Source organism: Xanthobacter sp. YC-JY1, assembly GCF_021730305.1.
Taxonomy (GTDB): Bacteria; Pseudomonadota; Alphaproteobacteria; order Rhizobiales; family Xanthobacteraceae; genus Xanthobacter; species Xanthobacter flavus.
Genome location: NZ_CP032674.1, coordinates 1,651,023 through 1,668,515, shown reverse-complemented (window position 1 = coordinate 1,668,515; position 17,493 = coordinate 1,651,023). Strand labels below are relative to the sequence as shown.

Below are 17,493 nucleotides of genomic sequence, written 5' to 3'. Positions count from 1 at the left end.
TCGGCGGCGCCTTCCTGCTGCTGCCGCTGGTCGCCGGCCTCGCCGACCAGCCCTTCTGGGTCGATATGGGGCTGCGCGTCATCATCTTCGCCATCGCCGCCCTGAGCCTCGATCTGATCCTCGGCCAGACCGGGCTCGTGAGCTTCGGGCACGCGCTCTATCTCGGCATCGGCGCCTATGTGGTGGGCATCCTGGCGGACGCCGGGGTGGAGAGCGGCTTCGTGCAGTGGCCGCTGGCCATGGCGATCTCGGCGCTGCTGGCCGCGGCGCTGTCGATGGTAGCGCTGCGCACCTCCGGCACCTTCTTCATCATGATCACCCTCGCCTTCGCGCAGATGATGTTCTACGGCGCCTCCAGCCTCTACGACTATGGCGGCGACGACGGGATGCACCTCGCCGTCCGCAGCACCTTTGGCGGGCTGGTCGACCTCTACGATTCCCGGCAGTTCTACTATCTGGCCCTCGCCATGCTGGTGGTGCTCGCCGGCCTCAACATCCGCCTCGCGCGGGCGCGTTTCGGCACGGTGCTGAAGGGCATCCGCATCAATGAGCGGCGCATGGAGGCGGCGGGTTTTCCCACCTTCCGCTACAAGCTCGCGGCCTGCGTCCTCTCTGCGGCGGTGTGCGGGCTTGCGGGGGCGATGCTCGCCAATGCGGCGGAGTTCGTCGGCCCGCAATACATGGACTGGACCCGCTCGGCCGAGCTGATGATCATGGTGGTGGCCGGCGGCCTTGCGACGCCCTTCGGCGCCATCATCGGCGCGCTCGCCTACCTCGGCATCGAGAAATATCTCTCCGATCTCACCATCCACTGGCGGCTCGGCTTCGGCGCGCTGCTCATCCTCCTCGTCTTCCTCGGCCGGGGCGGGCTCAGCGCCCTGTTCGCGCCGGGTCCGGCGGGGCAGACGACGCCCGTTCACAAGGGATCATTCCGATGGGCAAGACCCTTCTTCAGACCGCGGGCGTGACCCGCAGGTTCGGCGGGCTCAATGCGGTCGATGCGGTGGATTTCGAGCTCGCGGCGGGCGAGCTGGTGGCGGTGATCGGCCCCAACGGGGCCGGCAAGACCACTTTTGTCAATCTCCTCTCCGGCGCACTCCGGCCCGATGCGGGCACCGTGATGTTCGAGGGGCGGGACATTTCCCGCCTGCCGATGGATGCCCGTGCCCGGCTCGGCATTGCCCGCTCCTTCCAGGTCGCCAGCATCTTCCCCGAGCTGAGCGTCCTCGATAACGTCGCGCTCGCCGCCCAGGCGCACGCCGGCCACAGCTTCCATTTCTGGCGGGAGGTGGCGGAAGAGGCGCCCCTGCGCCGCAAGGCACAGGCGCAGCTCGCCGGCCTTGGCCTGTCGGAGTGCGCCGACCGGCCGGCGTCCCAGCTCTCCCACGGGGAGAAGCGGCTTCTGGAAATCGCCATGGCCCTCGTCGTCGAGCCGCGCGTGCTGCTGCTGGATGAGCCCATGGCCGGGCTCGGCATCGCCGAGGCGCGCCGCATGATCGACTTCATCACCGGCCTGAAGGGGAGGTTCAGCATTCTCCTGGTGGAACACGACATGGAAGCGGTCTTCAGCCTCGCCGACCGGGTCTTCGTGCTGGCCTCCGGCGCGCGGGTGGCGGACGGGCCGCCGGAAGTGGTGCGCGCCGATCCGCGCGTGCAACTCGCCTATCTCGGCGGCGAAGGGGAGGATCTGTGATGCTGGAGCTGCGGCAGGTGGGAGCGGCCTATGGCTCGAGCCGGGTGCTGTTCGGCGTCGACCTTGCCATCGCCGAGGGCGAAGTGGTGACGCTCCTCGGCCGCAACGGCATGGGCAAGACCACGACGGTGAACGCCATCATGGGCCTCGTCTCCCTCACCCAGGGCGACATCCGCTTCCGCGGCACGCGCATTTCGGGGTTGCCGGCCTACAAGGTCACCCGCAACGGCCTCGCGCTCGTGCCGGAGGGAAGGCAGGTGTTCCCCAATCTCACCGTTGAGGAAAACCTCGTCGCCACGGCGGCGAACCGCGGCCGGGCAAACTCACCGTGGACGCTGGAGGCGGTCTATGGCCTGTTCCCGGCCCTCACCCCCCTCGCCCGCCGCAGCGCCGGCCTGCTCTCCGGCGGCGAGCAGCAGATGCTCTCCATCGGCCGTGCGCTGATGACCAATCCCCGCCTGCTCATTCTCGATGAGGCGACGGAGGGTCTCGCGCCCCGCATCCGCCGCGAGATCTGGGATGCGCTGGTGCGCATAAGGGAACGCGGCCAGTCGGTGCTGGTGATCGACAAGAACATCGACATGCTCTGCCGCTTCGCCGACCGCCACCACATCCTGGAGAAGGGACGTATCGTGTGGAGCGGCAGCTCGCAGGACCTCATGTCCGACCAGGCCCTGCGCATGCGCTTTCTGAGCGCCTGACGAACGGGAGCAGGGTGGAACCGGGCGGGCATTCCGCTCCGAGAGTGCCGGCAGCTCGACTGCCCCGCCGATCAATCGTCATCCCGGTCGGGGATCGGCTCCAGGCGGGCGGGGTCGAATTTAGCCCTCAGCCGCGCGCCCTGCGCGTTGGTGGCGCGCACCTTGTAGCAGCCATCGTCCGAGCGGATGGAGACCACCGTCCAGCCTTCGGCCTCCAGCTTCTTCTGCAGCGCGTCCCGCGGCTGCCAGTCAGCCAGAGGCACATTGCAATCGTGCCCCGCGACCGCTGGCGTGGCGGCAAGGGCGGCAACGACCAGGCCCGCCAGGATATTACGCAATGCCAACCCCGAGCGCTTCACCGCACAGACTCCTTCCGATCAAGCCCGATGAAAAGCATGCCCAGCTGACACCCACCTGAACGTCGAGGCAGATTCTCTCCCCCCTTCCACGTCCGGCCGCGCTAGATTGCCACCCGCCCCGCCGAGGTGACAAATGCGTATCCTGCTGATCGAAGACGATCCCGTCCTGGGCATGGCCGTGCGCGACCAGATCGTCGCGGACGGCCACGGCGCCGACTGGGTCACGCGCCTTGCGGATGCCGAGCACGCCGTCCATGCCGCGGCCTTCGATCTGATCCTTCTCGACCTCATGCTGCCCGACGGGCGCGGCTCCGACTTCCTCCGGAAGCTGCGCAGCACGGGCGATGCGACGCCGGTTATGGTACTCACCGCCCGCGACCAGATCTCCGACCGCATCGCCGCCCTTGATGCCGGCGCCGACGACTATCTGGTGAAGCCGTTCGACCTGTTCGAGCTGTCGGCGCGCATCCGCGCCGTGGGCCGGCGCTATGCGGGCAATCCCAACCCGCTTGTCACGCTCGGCGACATCGAGGTGGACCTTTCCGCCCGCTCGGTGCGCCGTGCCGGGCAGACCATCGCGCTGACAGCGCGGGAATGGGCGCTGTTCGAGGCCTTCGTGCAGCGGCCGCACCAGCTCATGTCGAAGCCGCAACTGGAGGAACGGCTCTATTCCTTCGATGCGGAAGTGGAGAGCAACACCATAGAGGTCTATGTGGCCCGCCTGCGCAAGAAGCTGGGTGCCGACGTGATCGAGACCGTGCGCGGCATGGGCTATCGCCTGGGTACGCCGGGAGGCGGCGCATGAGCGGGCGCTGGAGCCTGCGCCGGCGCCTCGGCCTGTGGCTCGCTTTGTCGGTCGCCGCGCTGTGGCTCGCCGCGGCGACAGTCGCCGGGCTGGTGCTGCAGCACGAGATCGACGAGGTCTTCGACAGCGCGTTGCAGGAGGTGGCCCAGCGTGTGCTGCCCCTCGCTTATTCCGAGCTGCTCGCGCGCGAGGACGGGGCCGGTGCGCACCACATGCCGCCCGTGGGCCCACACCGCGAATTCATCACCTATGTGGTGCGCGACGCCCAGGGCCGTGTGCTGCTCCAGTCCAGCGATGCCGAGCAGATGGCCATTCCGGCCGGCCTCGCCCCCGGCTTTCACACCACGCCCCGGCTGCGCACCTACACGGAAGCGGCGGTGCGGGGCACCGTCATCGTCACCACGGCGGAGGAGCTGGACCATCGCGCCGCCGCGGTCTGGCGGGCGGTCATGGCGCTCATCTGGCCGCTGGTCGCCCTCGTGCCCATCGCGCTTGCCGGTGTCTGGCTCACGCTTCGCCTCACCTTGAAGCCGGTGCTCGCCTTCCGCCATGCCATCGCCGCCCGGGGGCGAGGCAACCTCGCGCCGTTGCCGGAGCAGGGTTTGCCGGAGGAGATGGCACCCGTCGCCGGCGCCGTGAATGCGCTCATGGAGCGCCTGCGCGGCGCGCTGGAGGCGGAGCGGGGCTTTGCCGCCAACAGCGCCCATGAGTTGCGCACCCCCATCGCCGCCGCCCTGGCGCAGACCCAGCGGCTCGTGGCGGAGTTGCCGGAAGGGCCGGCGCAGGAGCGGGCGCGCACCATCGCGGGCGCGCTGCGCCGCCTTTCGCGCCTGTCGGAGAAGCTGCTCCAGCTGGCCAAGGCGGAAGGCGCCGGCCTGCTCGCGGAGGCGCCTGCGCCACTCGCGCCCGTACTGCGCCATGTGATCGCCGACCTCGACCGCCAGACCGGACGCGCAGAAGACATCGACCTGAGCATCGCGGCAGAGGGCGGGCCCGTCAGTGATCTCGACCCCGACGCCTTCGCAGTTCTGGCCCGCAATCTCATTGAAAATGCACTGAAACATGGCGCACCGGACACCCCGGTCCAGGTCCGCCTCACCGCCGACCGGCTCGACATTTCCAACCATGGCCCGGTCGTTCCGGCGGAACGGATGGCCCAGTTGCTGCGGCCGTTCGAGCGGGGGCCGACGGGGGCGGAGGGCTCGGGCCTCGGCCTCGCCATTGCCGCCGCCATCTGCCGCGGGGCGGGGCTATCGCTGGAGATTGCCTCGCCCATCCCGGGGGAGACGGAGGGCTTCAGCGCCATCGTGCGCTTTACCGAACCTGCGAACCTGACAGCAAGCTGAACGCGATTCCGCAGGGGGTTCAGGCGGCTGTCAGGTTGGTTCGAGAGGGTGTCAGCGTCATCAAACGCCGGAGCCCCTCCATGAAGACGCGCACCCTGATCGGGACCGCCCTCCTCCTCTCCACCGCCGGCCTCGGCGTCGCGCTGGCGGCGACCCAGATCGACCACCTCGACCTCCCCTTCCACAGCCGTGACGACGCCCCCCGCGCCGACGCCCGTCCCCTCCGTCTCGCCGACAATGACCACCGGCGGGAGGGCAAGGAGCGCCATCACGGCCGCCATCACGACGACGATGATGACGACGACGACGATGACGGCCGCCCGGGCGCCCGCGCCGGTGCCGTTCCGCAGAACGGCCCGGCCGATCCCGCCGCGCCGGTGCCGGACAACGGCCTGTTCCAGGGCAAGGCCCGGCCCAAGGTCGAGGTGCAGTGACCCTCGGCCGACCCCGCGCACCTTCAAAGGAATAATCAGATGAAATTCGTTCTTCCCGCCGTGGCGGCCACCGCCACCCTGCTCTCGCCGGTGCTGGCCGAGGCGCGGCAGGTCACGTTCGAGACCACCCTGAAGCCCTACGGCGGCAACGGCGCCTATGTGGTGCTCTACGTCACCGATGCGGCCGGCGCCTACAAGGGCACGCTCTGGATGGCCGGGGGCAAGGCGAAATACTACCGCCACCTCTCCGACTGGCAGCGTGCCTCCGGCGGACGCCCCACCGAGATCGACGGCATCACCGGCGCCAGCATCGGCTCCGGCAAGACGCTGAAGATCACCCTCGATCTCGCCGATGCCATGATCGATGCCGGCTACCAGGTCCATGTGGACACGGCGGTCGAGGACGGGATGGACAATCCCTCCGAGGTGGTCGCGCCCCTCGCCTCTGCCGCATCGGGCAAGCCCGTGGCCGGCAAGGGCTATGTGAAATCCTTCACCGTCACCTTCTGATCCCCCTTCGGACACCCCCCAAAATGCTTCGCCGCCTCCATGGCCTGCCCGGCATCGCGCTGGCGCTGGTCCTTGCCGTCACCGCCCTCACCGGCGTGGTCCTTTCCGTGCAGCCGGCGCTCGATCGCGCCGCCGTACCGGCGATCCCGGCGGCGGCCAGCGTCGCGGACGTCGCGGCCCAGGTCGCCGCGCGCCATCCCGGCGTCAGCGCCATCCGGCTGCGGGCGGACGGCAGCCTCACGGCGGCCTTCGATGAGGGCGGCACGCGCGGCGTGGAACGCATCGACCCCGCCACCGGCGCGGGGCTGGGGCCTTACGCGGTGTCGGACACCATTCGTTTCATCACCAACCTGCACCGCGCCTTCCTGTTGGGCGATGCGGGGCGCGTGGGGGCGGCCATCGGCGCGCTGGCGATGCTCGGCCTCAGCCTGTCCGGCCTCCTGCTGCTGGCCCGCCGGCTCGGCGGCATGAGCGCGCTGCTGCGGCCCATCCGCGGCACCCCGGCGCAGCGCTGGCATGGCGAACTCGGCCGGCTCGCGGCCGTGGGCCTGCTCCTGTCGTCGCTGACCGGCCTGTGGATGTCGGCCGGCACCTTCGGGCTTTTGCCGGAAACGGTGGCGACGACCCCCGCCGTCACCGCCAGCGGCGGCGCGCCGGCTCCCGTCGGCACGCTCACCGGCCTGAACACCGTGAAGCTCCGGGATCTGCGCGAGCTCACCTTCCCCGATCCCGCCGACCCCACCGACGTCTTCACCCTCGTCGCCGCCGACGGCGAGCGGCTGGTGGATGCCGCCACCGGCGCCACCCTAGCCATGACGCCGGCAACCACGCTGGAGCGGATGAACGACCTCGTGCGCACGCTGCACACCGGGCGCGGCGCCTGGGTGCTCGGCCTGTTCCTGGGCCTCGCCTCGGCCATGGTCCCCGTGCTCGGCGGAACCGGCCTCGTCCTGTGGCTGCGGCGGCGGGCGGCGCGGCCGCGCATCACCGCCAATGTCCCGGCTCGGGCGGCGGATACGGTGATCCTCGTGGGCAGCGAGGGCAATTCCACCTGGGGCTTCGCGGGCACCCTGCACAAGGCCCTCGTCGCCGCCGGTCACAAGGTCCACACCGCCGCCATGAACGATGTGAGCGCGGCACATCTTGCCGCCCCGCGCGTGCTGGTGCTCGCCGCCACCTATGGCGAGGGGGCGGCGCCCCAATCGGCCAGACTGTTCCTGTCCCGCCTCGCAAAGCTGCCGGGGCAGCCGGCGGTGGCGGTGCTGGGCTTCGGCGATCGCAGCTTCCCGCATTTCTGCCGGTTCGCGCGTGATGTCGCCGATGCGCTGGACGCGCGCGGCTGCCCGCAGCTCCTGCCCATGAAACGGGTGGATCGCCGCTCGCCCCAGGAATTCGCCCAATGGGGGCACGATCTGGGAGACGTGCTGGGGCACGACCTCACGCTCACCCATGTGGCGGAGCCGCCCAAGACCACCCGGCTGGTGCTCGTGGGGCGGGAGCTTTACGGCGAGGCGGTGGGCGCGCCCGTGGCGATCCTGCGCTTCACCGCGCCCGTTGACCCGCGCACCGGCGCGCCCGGCCCCCTGCCCGCCTTCGAGGCCGGCGACCTCGTGGGCATCGTGCCGCCGGGACAAGGGAGGCCCGGGGATGCCATGCCGCGCTTTTATTCGCTGGCCTCCTCCACCCGCGACGACGTGCTGGAAATCTGCGTGCGGCTGCGCGAAGGCGGCCTGTGCTCCACCTTCCTGCACGGGCTGCGGCCCGGCGAGGGCATCGATGCCTTCATCCGCGAGAATCCCACCTTCCGTCCGGCCAAGGGACGCGGCCCGCTCATCCTCATCGGCGCGGGGGCCGGCATCGGGCCGCTGGCCGGCTTCGTGCGGGCCAATGCGGCGGGCCGGCCGGTGCATCTCTATTGGGGCGGGCGGAGCGCGGCCTCCGACTTCCTCTATGAGCACGAGCTGGCCCAGCACCTCGCCGAGCGGCGGCTGACCACGCTGCGCACTGCCTTCTCGCGGGATGCGGACGAGAGCGCCTATGTGCAGGACCGCATTGCCGCCGATGCCCCGCGCCTGCGGGAACTGGTGAAGCAGGGCGCGCAGATCCTCGTCTGCGGCGGCCGGGACATGGCCGAGGCCGTGACCCGCGCGCTGGAGCCGGTGGTGCGCCCGCTGGGCCTCGACCTTCCCACCCTCAAATCGAGCGGACGCTATGTCGAAGATGTCTATTGATGCGGGTCGGGATGCGACGGCGCTCCGGCGCCACGCCCTGAGCGGACCGGCCATGGGCGCCCGCTGGTCCGCCACCTTCTTTGCCGCCGACGATGTGGAGGAAGCGGCGCTCACCCGCCGCCTCCAGGCCGCGGTGGAGAAGGTGGAACAGCAGATGTCGACCTTCCGGCCCGATTCCGATCTGGAACGGCTGAACGCCGCGCCCATCGGGGCGTGGATGCCCATCCCCCGCGAGCTGATGCACGTCCTCTCGACCGCGCTCGAGATCGGCCGCCTCTCGGGCGGGGCGTTCGACATCGGGGTGGGCGATCTGGTGAGGGCATGGGGCTTCGGCGCGTCGCCGGGACCCGATGGCGGACGCATCGCGGGGCTTGCCGGCCGGCCCTCGTTCGAGCCGCCCAAGACCTTGCAGCTCGATCCGGCCGGCTGCCGCGCCCGCCGGCTGGCGCCGCTCCGGCTCGATCTGGCCGGCATCGCCAAGGGCTTCGGCGTGGATGAGCTGGCCCGCGAGATGCGCGGGGCCGGCCTCTCCTCCTGGCTGGTGGGCATCGACGGCGAGATGCGCGCCGAAGGCCTGAAGCCGGACGGCCGGCCGTGGACGGTGGCGCATGAGCGGCCATCCGCCGGCGAGCGGGACATTCTCGGCGTGCTGGAACTCTCCGGCGCCGCCGTCGCCACCTCGGGAAATTATCGCCATCGGGTGGAAGTGGCCGGTCGCGTCCTCTCCCACACCATGGACCCGGCGCGGGGTGCGCCGCTGGAAAACGACCTGTGCGCCGTCACCGTGCTCGGCGAGACCTGCATGGCGGCGGACGCCTGGGCGACCGCTCTGCTGGTGCGCGGGGCCAGCGAGGGACCGGCCCTCGCCCGCCGCCTCGGCCTCGCGGCGCTTTTCGTGCGCGCGGACGGCACAATGGAGGGAACGGGACCGCTGGCTCAGGCCGCCGCAGCGTAGAGGCCGGGGGCGGACCGCCTTCCCGTCCATTGCGCCGGGCGTCTCACTGGGCGAGGAAGCCGCCGTCCACCGCCAGCACATGGCCGGTCACCATCGCCGCCATGGGGCTCGCGAGGAACAGGATGGCGTCCGCCACCTCCTCCGGCTCGGCGATGCGGCCGAGCGGCATCAGCTTCTCGATGGCGGCGAGCCTGTCCGGATCGCGCATCAGCGGATCGATGAAGGGCGTGCGCACCCAGGTGGGCGCAACCGCATTGACGCGGATCTTCACCGGCGCCAACTCGATGGCCAGCGCGCGGGTGAAATTCACCACCGCCCCCTTGCTCGCCTGATAGGCCGGGTTGGGATAGGGCCCGCCACCGCTCAGCCCCATGATGGACGAGACGTTCACGATGGCACCGCCGCCCCGCGCCGTCATGGACGGCACCGCAGCGCGCGCGCAGAGGAAGCCGCCGGTGACGTTCACGGCGAACACCTTCTCCCAGTCGGCGAGGTCCAGCTCCGTCAGCCCCTTGCGGATGGAGAGGCCGGCATTGTTCACGAGGATGTCGAGGCCGCCATGGCCGGCCACCACCTGCCCGAACGCGGCGGAGACCGCCTCTTCGTCGGTGACGTCGAGGGCGAGCGCCTCGGCGCCGGGGATGCCGGCGGCGGCGCGCGCGGCGGCCGCCCCGTCGCGATCGGCGAGGATCACGCGGGCGCCGACCTCCGCCATGGCGGTCGCGGCAGCAAGGCCGATGCCGCTTGCCGCGCCCGTCACCACCGCCACCTGCCCCGTCAGATCGAGCCTTTGCGCCATCGTCCGTCCTCGCTTGCGTCCCGCCGCCGCAGCGGCCGACCAAGGCGGTGATAGAAGATCGCCCGGCCGATCTCCAGCCTTGCGCGGCAGCACCGTGCCCGCATGACAAGACCAGCCGCCATCGACTAGAACACGGCCGTACACAGCGACGATGGAACGATGGAGCAGGGACTTCCAGGCAGCGCCGCAGCGGACGGGTCCGCGCGCAGCCCATTGAGGGCGCGCCTCGCCCGCCTCACGCACGAACCGGCCCCGCTCGCGGCGCTTGAGGCCCTGCCGTGGCATTCCTGGATCGTCGTCAGCCTCGTCTGCATCGGCGCCTTCGTCGGCCAGCTCGACGCGACCATCGTCCAGCTCGCCCTCCCGACGCTCGCCACCACGTTCGATGCCGGGCTGCATGCGGTGAGCTGGGTGTCGCTCGGCTATCTCGTCGCCTTCGCGTCCTTCCTGCCGATCTTCGGGCGCCTGTGCCAGATGTATGGCCGCAAGACGCTCTATCTCCTCGGCTATCTCGTCTTCGTCGCAGCGAGTGCCTTGTGCGCGCTGGCGCCGGACCTGCCGTCGCTGGTGGCGGCGCGGGTGGTGCAGGGGATCGGCGGTGCGCTGCTCGGCGCCAACAGCATCGCCATCCTCATCGCCGCCGTGCCGGAAGAAAAGCGCGGGCGAGCGCTGGGCGTGTTCGCCGCGGCGCAGGCCATCGGCATGAGCGCGGGGCCGGCGGTGGGCGGCATCGTGCTCGGTGCGCTGGGCTGGCCGTGGATCTTCTGGCTGACGGTGCCGTTCGGCATTCTCGCCGCCATCGCCGGCTGGATCGCCCTGCCCCGCACGCGCGGCGCGCGACCCGAGGCACGGTTCGACTGGCTGGGCGCCCTGCTGCTCGCACCGGCTCTGGTCATCCTGGTGCGCGCGCTGAACCACGCCGCTGGTTGGGGCCTCACCTCCCCCGAGACGATCGGCAGCGTCATCCTCTCGGCCGGGCTCATCTGGCTGCTTGTGCGGCAGGAGCGGCGCGCGGCGTTTCCGCTGGTGGACCTGAAGCTGTTCGCCAATCCCGGCTTCGCGCTGGGGGCCGGCGCCGTGGTGCTCGGCTACGCCATGCTCTACGCCATGTTCTTTCTCATGTCGTTCCTGCTGGAGCACGGCTATGGCGAGCAGGCGTGGGCGGCGGGCCTGCGCCTTGCCATCATTCCGGTGATTCTCGGGCTGGTGGCGCCGTTCAGCGGCGCCCTCGCCGATCGCCTCGGCATCCGCATTCTGGGTGCCAGCGGCATGGGCGTGTGCCTCCTCGGCCTTCTGGTGCTCGGCCTCGGCGTCGGCGATCCCGCAGCAAGCCGGCTGATGAGCTTCGTCGCCTTCCTGCTGTTCGGCGCCGGCCTCGGCCTGTTCATCGCCCCCAACAACCACGACACACTCAAGGCCGCGCCCCCGGAGCTGGCGACGCAGGCCGGATCCCTGCTGAACCTCATGCGCGTGCTGGGCACCAGCCTCGGCGTCGCGGGCGCGACGTCCACCCTGTCGCTGGGCCTCAAGCAGGCCGGAGGGATGACCGACCGGATGAGGGATGTGTCGGGTCCCGCGCTGGTGAACGCGGTGGAATGGGGCATCGTCCTCGTCGCCATCATGGCGCTCATTGCCGCACTCCTCTGCGTCCTGCGCCGCCGCAGCTAGCGTTACGCGCAGGGTGCGGCATCCGGGCAGCGGACCGGAGGGGCGTTTCACGCGCCTGCGTATCGACGCCGCCGGTCCCCCCGTCTATGGTCCGACCTGCATCCTGCAGGTTGCATCGCACCCATCCGCGGCGGGATGGCGCGCAGCCCTGCCGGGATTGCCAGGAGCGGACGCCATGGATTTCGATCCCGTCACCCTCGCGCGGATGCAGTTTGCCTTCACGGTCTCCTTCCACGTCATATTTCCCGCCTTCACCATCGGCCTGTCCGCCTTCATCGCGACTCTGGAGCTGATCTGGCTGAAGACCGGCAAGGATGTGTTCCATCGCCTCGCGCGCTTCTGGACCAAGATCTTCGCCGTCTCCTTCGCCATGGGCGTGGTGTCCGGCATCGTCCTGTCCTACCAGTTCGGCACCAACTGGAGCCGCTATGCCGAGTTCGTCGGCTCGGTGATCGCGCCGCTCATCGGCTTCGAGGTGCTCACCGCCTTCTTCCTGGAGGCGACCTTCCTCGGCATCATGTTGTTCGGCTGGAACCGGGTGCCGCCGTGGCTGCACGTTCTGTCCTGCTGCGTGGTGGCGTTCGGCACCTTCATGTCGGCCTTCTGGATCCTCGCCGCCAACAGCTGGATGCAGACGCCGGCCGGCTACGAGATCCGCAACGGCGTCGGCTATCCGCTCGACTGGCTCGAGATCATCTTCAACCCGAGCTTCCACTGGCGCCTGCCGCACATGCTGCTCGCCGCCTACCTCACCACCTCGCTGGTGGTGCTCTCGGTGGGCGCGCGCTATCTGCTCGCCGGCAAGTTCAAGGACGAATCCAAGGTGATGATGGTGATGGGCATCGGCATGCTCGCCATCGTCGGTCCCATCCAGGCCTTTGTCGGCGACAGCCACGGCCTCAATACCGCGCACTACCAGCCGGCCAAGATCGCCGCCGTGGAGGCGCACTGGGACAGCACCAAGCCCGCGCCGCTGGTGCTGTTCGCCTGGCCGGACGAGAAGGCCGAGAAGAACCTGTTCGAGATCTCGATCCCGCACGGCGCCTCGCTGATGATCACCCACAGCCTCGACGGCCTCTTTCCGGGCCTCAAGGACTTCCCGCCGCAGGATCGCCCGCCGGTGTTCGGCCCCTTCTTCGGCTTCCGTGCCATGGTGGGCGTGGGCGTCGTCATGATCCTTCTGGGCTGGATCGGCGCCTGGCTGATCTTCAAGGGCCGTGAGACCACGACGCGCTGGTACCTTGTCGTCACCTCCTGGGCGTGGCCGCTGGGCTTCATCGCCATCCTCTCCGGCTGGATCGTCACCGAGCAGGGCCGCCAGCCCTGGGTGGTGGAGGGGCTGCTGCGAACCGAGGATGCCATGTCGCCCCTTGCCGGCTGGACGGTGGGGCTGTCGCTGACGCTGTTCGTCATCATCTACGCGGTGATCTTCGCCACCGGAATCCACTTCATGAACCGGCTGATCGTGCGGGGTCCCGACCAGACCCTGATCCAGCCACCCGCCCGCGAACTTCCCACCCGCCCCATCGCCGCCGCCCATGGCGAAGGCCAGATGACCCCCGGAACCTGACCCGCCGACGCGCAGGAGGACATGACCATGGAATGGTATCTCCCCGTCATCTGGGGCCTCATCATCGGCGTCGCGGTCATCATGTATGTGGTGCTCGACGGCTTCGACCTCGGCATCGGCATCCTCTTCCCCTTCGCCAAGGAGGAGAAGGAACGCGATGTCATGATGAACACCGTCGCCCCCTTCTGGGACGGCAACGAGACCTGGCTCATCCTCGGCGGCGGCGGCCTGTGGGTGGCCTTCCCCAAGGCCTATGCCGTGGTGATGCCGGCGCTCTATCTCCCGGTCATCATCATGCTGCTGGCCCTGGTGTTCCGCGGCGTCGCCTTCGAATTCAGATGGGTCGCGGCGTCCAGCCGGCGGCTCTGGAACTTCGCCTTCTCCGCCGGCTCGCTGGTGGCGGCCTTCTTCCAGGGCATCATCCTGGGCGGGCTGGTGCAGGGCATCACGGTGAAGGACGGCGCCTTCGCCGGCGGCCCGCTCGACTGGGCGACCCCCTTCGCCCTGCTGTGCGGCGTCGGCGTCGTGGTGGGCTATGCCCTGCTCGGCGCCACCTGGCTGCTGGTGAAGACCGAGGGCGTCATTGCAGACCGGGCGCGCAGCCACGCCATACCGCTGCTTCTCGCCGTCGTCGTGCTGATGGGGCTGGTGAGCCTGTGGACGCCGCTGGCGTTCGATCGCATCGCCACGCGCTGGTTCTCCCGGCCCAACATCTTCTTCCTGGCGCCGGTGCCCATCATCACCGCCGTGCTCACCTATCTGGTCTGGCACTGGCTGAAGACGGGGCGGGAGATGCTGCCCTTCTTCGGCACCATCGGGCTGTTCGTGCTCGGCTTCCTCGGCCTCGCGATCTCCACCTTCCCCTATCTGGTCCCGCCTAGCCTGACCGTGTGGCAGACGGCGGCGGCCCCGCCCAGCCAGATCCTGATGCTGTTCGGCGTCATCTTCCTGCTGCCGGTGGTGCTGGGCTACATCGTCTTCGTCTACTGGATCTTCCGCGGCAAAGTGCGGGAAGGCGAAGGCTACCACTGAAGCCAGGGCCACGGCCGGACGACCCCGGCCCCGGCCCCCGCCTCATAGCCCCCGCCTCAGGCCTTGGCTCAGGCGGCGAGGCTGCCCAGTTCCTTGTCGATGAAATAGGCGGTGTGGGGTCCCTCCCCGATCAGGTCGATCCGGTCGAGGATTTTCCGGCAGAGCTTCTCTTCCTCGTGCTGCTCGCGGGAGAACCACTCGAGGAAGGAATCGGTCTCGAAGCTGTTCTCGGCGCGGGCGAGGGTGATGGCCTCGACGATGTGGGCCGTCACCTTGCGCTCCTCTTCCTGAATGCGCAGGAACAGCTCGCGGACGTTGCCCGCGGAGATCACCGGCCGCTGGTGGCCATGCAGCGCGATTTGGGCGCCGAGATCGTCGAGGAACTCGAAGAACTTCAGCATGTGCCCCATCTCCTCCTTGGCATGGCCGAGAAGGAACTTGGTCACGCCCTCGAACTTGTGGGCGGACGCCCAGGCGGCGGCCTGGGTGTAGACGTGATGGGCCTCCATCTCGCCGTTCAACAGCTCGTTCAGCTTTGCTTCCAGCTTTTCACTGACCATCGCCTTCTCCACCAAGAGGGAACCGCCGCGCATGACACGCCGGCGGAACGGGGAAGAGCGGCACCGGCACATGTGCATCGCCGGCCACGGCCGCGCTTCCCGCACGGGTGTGCAGGAGCCGGCGGCGGCGGATCAATCGGCACGCATCAATCTTGCGCCAGATTTGGATTGGGCCAATTCGAGCGGACCGCTCAAACGCGTGGCGCGGCGCCGGCTTGCGCCAGCTTCTCGACTGCTTCCAATCTCTCGTTGAGAGCTATTCCGCGGCGTCCGAGACCGGCCCACCGCCGAACAGGCCGAGCTGCTGCTCGCGCACCGGCGCGAAGGAGCGGCGGTGGTGCAGGCAGGGGCCGTGGGTGACGAGCGCGGTGCTGTGCTCCGCCGTCGCATAGCCCATGTGCCGCTCGAAACCATAGGCGGGAAAGGCCGCGCCGAGAGAAGCCATCAGCCGGTCGCGCACCACCTTGGCGACGATGGACGCAGCGGCGATGGAGGCGATCAGCCGGTCGCCGCCGATGACCGCCTCGACCGCGCAGGGCACCTTGGGCGGGTCGTTGCCATCCACCAGCAGGAAGGCCGGGCGGCACGGCAATCCGCGCACCGCCTGGGCCAACGCCCAGAGGGTCGCCTGCCGGATATTGTCGCGGTCGATGCGCTCGGGCGGCGCCATGGCCACCGCCACCTCGGCCGTGGCGCAGATTTCGAGATAAAGCGCCTCGCGCCTGGCGCGCGTCAGCCGCTTGGAATCATCGAGGCCCTGCGGCACCCGTTCCGGATCGAGCACGACGGCGGCCGCGACCACCGGCCCGGCCAGCGGCCCGCGCCCCACCTCGTCCGCACCGGCGATGGGCGCATGCCCCTGGGCGTAAAGGCCGCGCTCCCGCGTGAAATCGAGACCGATCCACGCATCCGCGACGGGCACTGCGACCTTGGGCACCTTGACCTTGGGCGGCCGGCCGCGCGGGCGCGCAGCGGGCTGCGGCTCGATCGAGGTGCGGCTGGGGTTCGGCTCTCGGCGCGGCGGCATCGGTCCGGCGTTCGCCCGATGCGGCCCCGGCGACAGGCGGGCCGAGCGATTCGGCCACGCCGTCGTTGATAGCATGGAACCGGCACGGGAGCCGGGGATTGCTCCTTGTGCCGTGTCAGCCCATGTTCAAGTTCAAGGGTGCAAGCTGCCGGCATTGGCGTCTGCGGGAGAAGAGCATGCGGTGGGAGGATTTCCGCTCCAGCGACAACGTGGAGGACCGGCGCGGCGATGGCGGCGGGGGCGGCGGGTTCCAGATGCCCGGCGGCCGTGGCGGCCTCGGCATCGGCACCATCATCATTGTCGGCCTGATCGGCTGGGCGCTGGGCATCAATCCGGCGGTGCTGATCGGCGGGCTGGAGGCCATCAACGGCGGCGGCGGCTCGACCCAGCAGGCCGCCCCCGCGCCCCAGCGCGGCCGGCCGACGGCACCGCCCAACGACCAGCTCGGGCGCTTCGCGGCGGCGGTCCTCGCCCAGACCGAGGATGTGTGGACCGAGCTGTTCCGCGCCGACGGCAAGACCTACCAGGATCCGAAGCTGGTGCTGTTCTCCGGCTCCACGCGCTCGGCCTGCGGCGGCGCCCAGTCGGCCATGGGGCCGTTCTATTGCCCGCTGGACCAGAAGGTCTATCTCGACCTCACCTTCTTCCAGGAGATGAAGAACCGCTTCAAGGCGGGCGGCGATTTCGCGCAGGCCTATGTGATCGCCCACGAGGTCGGCCACCATGTGGAAAACCTCATCGGCATCCTGCCCAAGGTGCAGCAGGCCCAGGCCCGCGCCTCGTCCCGGGCCGAGGCGAACAACCTCTCCGTCCGTGTCGAGCTGATGGCCGACTGCCTCGCCGGCGTATGGGCCTACCACGCCAATGCCCGCTTCCGCATTCTGGAGCCAGGCGACGTGGAGCAGGCCCTCAACGCCGCCAGCGCCATCGGCGACGACACGCTGCAGAAGCGCTCCCAGGGCTTCGCGGTGCCGGACAGCTTTACCCATGGCACGTCGCAGCAGCGGGTGAACTGGTTCACCCGCGGGCTGAAGACCGGCTCCATGCAGCAGTGCAATACCTTCTCCGGCGCGATCTGAGGGAGGCCCACGCCAGCAGAGGCCGAATCGTCGGGCCATTCCCCAACGGAATGGCCCGACTGATGGCCGCTTGTGCCGGCCCCAGCTCACCGGCGACCGCACGCCGCCGGGGCGTCAAACGCCTGTTCCGGGCCGGCTCTCCCGCCTCTGCTTGAGCGCGGCGGGAGCCATGCCCCGACGCATGCCCCCTTGCCTCCGGGCGGCTGGCGTGCGAAGCAGCGGCAACGCACGGCGCCGCCGCGGGAGAAGCCTCTCGCGCGGACCGTTCGGCGTCGGCCATTGAAACCTCTTGCAGCCTTCGCTATAGGGGCCGACAACTCATTCCGAAGGGGCCATGCGGCCATCCCTCGGCCCCGGTCGGTGCCTTGCACCATGCCTGCGCGCCACGCGGGCGGGCCGCGACCGCAAGGGCCGAGCATACGAGAGGCGTCAGTCCATGTCTTCGACGTTCGACACGGTGGCCAACATCATCGCGGAAACCTGCGACATTCCGCGCGACACCATCACGCCGGACAGCCACGCCATCGACGATCTGGGCATCGACAGCCTCGACTTCCTCGACATCGCGTTCGCCATCGACAAGGCGTTCGGCATCAAGCTTCCGCTGGAGCAGTGGACGCAGGAAGTGAACGACGGCAAGGCCACGACCGAGCAGTATTTCGTGCTCAAGAACCTCTGCGCCCGCATCGACGAGTTGGTCGCTGCGAAGGCGGCCTGAGGCCGA

General features: G+C 69.7%; 18 protein-coding genes. 14 read left to right on the top strand and 4 right to left on the bottom strand.

What is annotated here, in order from left to right:
- Nucleotides 1-65 precede the first annotated feature (65 nt).
- Genes D7006_RS07795 through D7006_RS07785 form a run of 3 tightly spaced genes read left to right on the top strand, consistent with a single transcriptional unit; the run spans nucleotide 66 to nucleotide 2,394 of the window.
- Nucleotides 66-968: a branched-chain amino acid ABC transporter permease gene (locus tag D7006_RS07795; protein ID WP_237356877.1), complete on the top strand. Its 903-nt coding sequence runs from the start codon at nucleotides 66-68 to the stop codon at nucleotides 966-968.
- Nucleotides 935-1,693, top strand: a complete 759-nt coding sequence (locus D7006_RS07790) for an ABC transporter ATP-binding protein (RefSeq protein WP_237356182.1) — start codon at nucleotides 935-937, stop codon at nucleotides 1,691-1,693. The genes D7006_RS07795 and D7006_RS07790 overlap by 34 nt, the downstream gene beginning before the upstream one ends.
- Nucleotides 1,693-2,394: an ABC transporter ATP-binding protein gene (locus D7006_RS07785; protein WP_237356181.1), complete on the top strand. Its 702-nt coding sequence runs from the start codon at nucleotides 1,693-1,695 to the stop codon at nucleotides 2,392-2,394. Before D7006_RS07790 ends, D7006_RS07785 begins: the two co-directional genes overlap by 1 nt.
- A gap of 71 nt (nucleotides 2,395-2,465) precedes the next feature.
- On the opposite strand, the gene D7006_RS07780 is transcribed toward D7006_RS07785, so the two are convergent.
- Entirely contained in the window at nucleotides 2,466-2,657 is a 192-nt protein-coding gene (locus D7006_RS07780) for a PepSY domain-containing protein (RefSeq protein ID WP_371745059.1), read from the bottom strand.
- Between the two features lie 229 nt (nucleotides 2,658-2,886).
- Here D7006_RS07780 and D7006_RS07775 point away from each other — a divergent pair, with 229 nt between their 5' ends.
- From D7006_RS07775 to D7006_RS07750, 6 genes are all read left to right on the top strand, one after another.
- Nucleotides 2,887-3,558: a response regulator transcription factor gene (locus tag D7006_RS07775; protein ID WP_237356180.1), complete on the top strand. Its 672-nt coding sequence runs from the start codon at nucleotides 2,887-2,889 to the stop codon at nucleotides 3,556-3,558.
- Nucleotides 3,555-4,904, top strand: a complete 1,350-nt coding sequence (locus D7006_RS07770) for an ATP-binding protein (protein WP_237356179.1) — start codon at nucleotides 3,555-3,557, stop codon at nucleotides 4,902-4,904. The genes D7006_RS07775 and D7006_RS07770 overlap by 4 nt, the downstream gene beginning before the upstream one ends.
- Before the next feature lie 80 nt (nucleotides 4,905-4,984).
- Nucleotides 4,985-5,338: a hypothetical protein gene (locus tag D7006_RS07765; RefSeq protein WP_237356178.1), complete on the top strand. Its 354-nt coding sequence runs from the start codon at nucleotides 4,985-4,987 to the stop codon at nucleotides 5,336-5,338.
- Nucleotides 5,339-5,377: 39 nt separating this feature from the next.
- A complete protein-coding gene (locus tag D7006_RS07760) occupies nucleotides 5,378-5,848 on the top strand; it encodes a DUF2271 domain-containing protein (protein WP_237356177.1) in 471 nt (156 codons plus the stop codon).
- A gap of 23 nt (nucleotides 5,849-5,871) precedes the next feature.
- On the top strand, nucleotides 5,872-8,079 hold the full coding sequence (locus tag D7006_RS07755) for a PepSY domain-containing protein (RefSeq protein ID WP_237356176.1): 2,208 nt from the start codon (nucleotides 5,872-5,874) through the stop codon (nucleotides 8,077-8,079).
- Entirely contained in the window at nucleotides 8,060-9,034 is a 975-nt protein-coding gene (locus tag D7006_RS07750; RefSeq protein ID WP_237356175.1) for an FAD:protein FMN transferase, read from the top strand. Before D7006_RS07755 ends, D7006_RS07750 begins: the two co-directional genes overlap by 20 nt.
- Before the next feature lie 43 nt (nucleotides 9,035-9,077).
- Here D7006_RS07750 and D7006_RS07745 read toward each other — a convergent pair whose 3' ends face one another.
- A complete protein-coding gene (locus D7006_RS07745) occupies nucleotides 9,078-9,833 on the bottom strand; it encodes an SDR family NAD(P)-dependent oxidoreductase (RefSeq protein ID WP_237356174.1) in 756 nt (251 codons plus the stop codon).
- A 159-nt stretch (nucleotides 9,834-9,992) separates the two neighbouring features.
- On the opposite strand from D7006_RS07745, the gene D7006_RS07740 reads away from it, so the two are divergent.
- The 3 genes from D7006_RS07740 (at nucleotide 9,993) to cydB (ending at nucleotide 14,103) form a co-directional block, all read left to right on the top strand.
- Nucleotides 9,993-11,501 (top strand): MFS transporter, encoded by a 1,509-nt coding sequence (locus D7006_RS07740; protein WP_237356173.1) that lies wholly within the window; start codon nucleotides 9,993-9,995, stop codon nucleotides 11,499-11,501.
- 175 nt (nucleotides 11,502-11,676) lie between these two features.
- A complete protein-coding gene (locus D7006_RS07735; protein WP_237356172.1) occupies nucleotides 11,677-13,071 on the top strand; it encodes a cytochrome ubiquinol oxidase subunit I in 1,395 nt (464 codons plus the stop codon).
- Nucleotides 13,072-13,098: 27 nt separating this feature from the next.
- Entirely contained in the window at nucleotides 13,099-14,103 is a 1,005-nt protein-coding gene (gene cydB / locus D7006_RS07730; RefSeq protein WP_229646830.1) for a cytochrome d ubiquinol oxidase subunit II, read from the top strand.
- A gap of 68 nt (nucleotides 14,104-14,171) precedes the next feature.
- Here the strand turns inward: cydB and D7006_RS07725 are convergent, their stop codons facing one another.
- Complete coding sequence (locus tag D7006_RS07725; protein ID WP_029557685.1) at nucleotides 14,172-14,663, bottom strand: ferritin; 492 nt, start codon at nucleotides 14,661-14,663, stop codon at nucleotides 14,172-14,174.
- A 256-nt stretch (nucleotides 14,664-14,919) separates the two neighbouring features.
- Nucleotides 14,920-15,690: a ribonuclease HII gene (locus tag D7006_RS07720; protein WP_237356171.1), complete on the bottom strand. Its 771-nt coding sequence runs from the start codon at nucleotides 15,688-15,690 to the stop codon at nucleotides 14,920-14,922.
- 176 nt (nucleotides 15,691-15,866) lie between these two features.
- Here D7006_RS07720 and D7006_RS07715 point away from each other — a divergent pair, with 176 nt between their 5' ends.
- Both D7006_RS07715 and D7006_RS07710 read left to right on the top strand, forming a co-directional pair.
- Entirely contained in the window at nucleotides 15,867-16,769 is a 903-nt protein-coding gene (locus D7006_RS07715; protein ID WP_169122352.1) for a neutral zinc metallopeptidase, read from the top strand.
- Nucleotides 16,770-17,205: 436 nt separating this feature from the next.
- Nucleotides 17,206-17,487, top strand: a complete 282-nt coding sequence (locus D7006_RS07710) for an acyl carrier protein (RefSeq protein ID WP_012113283.1) — start codon at nucleotides 17,206-17,208, stop codon at nucleotides 17,485-17,487.
- Nucleotides 17,488-17,493: the final 6 nt, after the last annotated feature.

Excerpts from the sequence above, each read along its gene's own strand:
- D7006_RS07725 (WP_029557685.1), bottom strand. The coding sequence starts at position 14,663 with ATGGTCAGTGAAAAGCTGGAAGCAAAGCTGAACGAGCTGTTGAACGGC.
- D7006_RS07740 (WP_237356173.1), top strand. The coding sequence starts at position 9,993 with ATGGAGCAGGGACTTCCAGGCAGCGCCGCAGCGGACGGGTCCGCGCGC.
- D7006_RS07745 (WP_237356174.1), bottom strand. The coding sequence starts at position 9,833 with ATGGCGCAAAGGCTCGATCTGACGGGGCAGGTGGCGGTGGTGACGGGC.
- D7006_RS07790 (WP_237356182.1), top strand. The coding sequence starts at position 935 with ATGGGCAAGACCCTTCTTCAGACCGCGGGCGTGACCCGCAGGTTCGGC.
- D7006_RS07710 (WP_012113283.1), top strand. The coding sequence starts at position 17,206 with ATGTCTTCGACGTTCGACACGGTGGCCAACATCATCGCGGAAACCTGC.
- D7006_RS07775 (WP_237356180.1), top strand. The coding sequence starts at position 2,887 with ATGCGTATCCTGCTGATCGAAGACGATCCCGTCCTGGGCATGGCCGTG.
- D7006_RS07735 (WP_237356172.1), top strand. The coding sequence starts at position 11,677 with ATGGATTTCGATCCCGTCACCCTCGCGCGGATGCAGTTTGCCTTCACG.
- cydB (WP_229646830.1), top strand. The coding sequence starts at position 13,099 with ATGGAATGGTATCTCCCCGTCATCTGGGGCCTCATCATCGGCGTCGCG.
- D7006_RS07765 (WP_237356178.1), top strand. The coding sequence starts at position 4,985 with ATGAAGACGCGCACCCTGATCGGGACCGCCCTCCTCCTCTCCACCGCC.
- D7006_RS07770 (WP_237356179.1), top strand. The coding sequence starts at position 3,555 with ATGAGCGGGCGCTGGAGCCTGCGCCGGCGCCTCGGCCTGTGGCTCGCT.
- D7006_RS07755 (WP_237356176.1), top strand. The coding sequence starts at position 5,872 with ATGCTTCGCCGCCTCCATGGCCTGCCCGGCATCGCGCTGGCGCTGGTC.
- D7006_RS07785 (WP_237356181.1), top strand. The coding sequence starts at position 1,693 with ATGCTGGAGCTGCGGCAGGTGGGAGCGGCCTATGGCTCGAGCCGGGTG.
- D7006_RS07715 (WP_169122352.1), top strand. The coding sequence starts at position 15,867 with ATGCGGTGGGAGGATTTCCGCTCCAGCGACAACGTGGAGGACCGGCGC.
- D7006_RS07750 (WP_237356175.1), top strand. The coding sequence starts at position 8,060 with ATGTCGAAGATGTCTATTGATGCGGGTCGGGATGCGACGGCGCTCCGG.
- D7006_RS07795 (WP_237356877.1), top strand. The coding sequence starts at position 66 with ATGGGGCTGCGCGTCATCATCTTCGCCATCGCCGCCCTGAGCCTCGAT.
- D7006_RS07760 (WP_237356177.1), top strand. The coding sequence starts at position 5,378 with ATGAAATTCGTTCTTCCCGCCGTGGCGGCCACCGCCACCCTGCTCTCG.
- D7006_RS07720 (WP_237356171.1), bottom strand. The coding sequence starts at position 15,690 with ATGCCGCCGCGCCGAGAGCCGAACCCCAGCCGCACCTCGATCGAGCCG.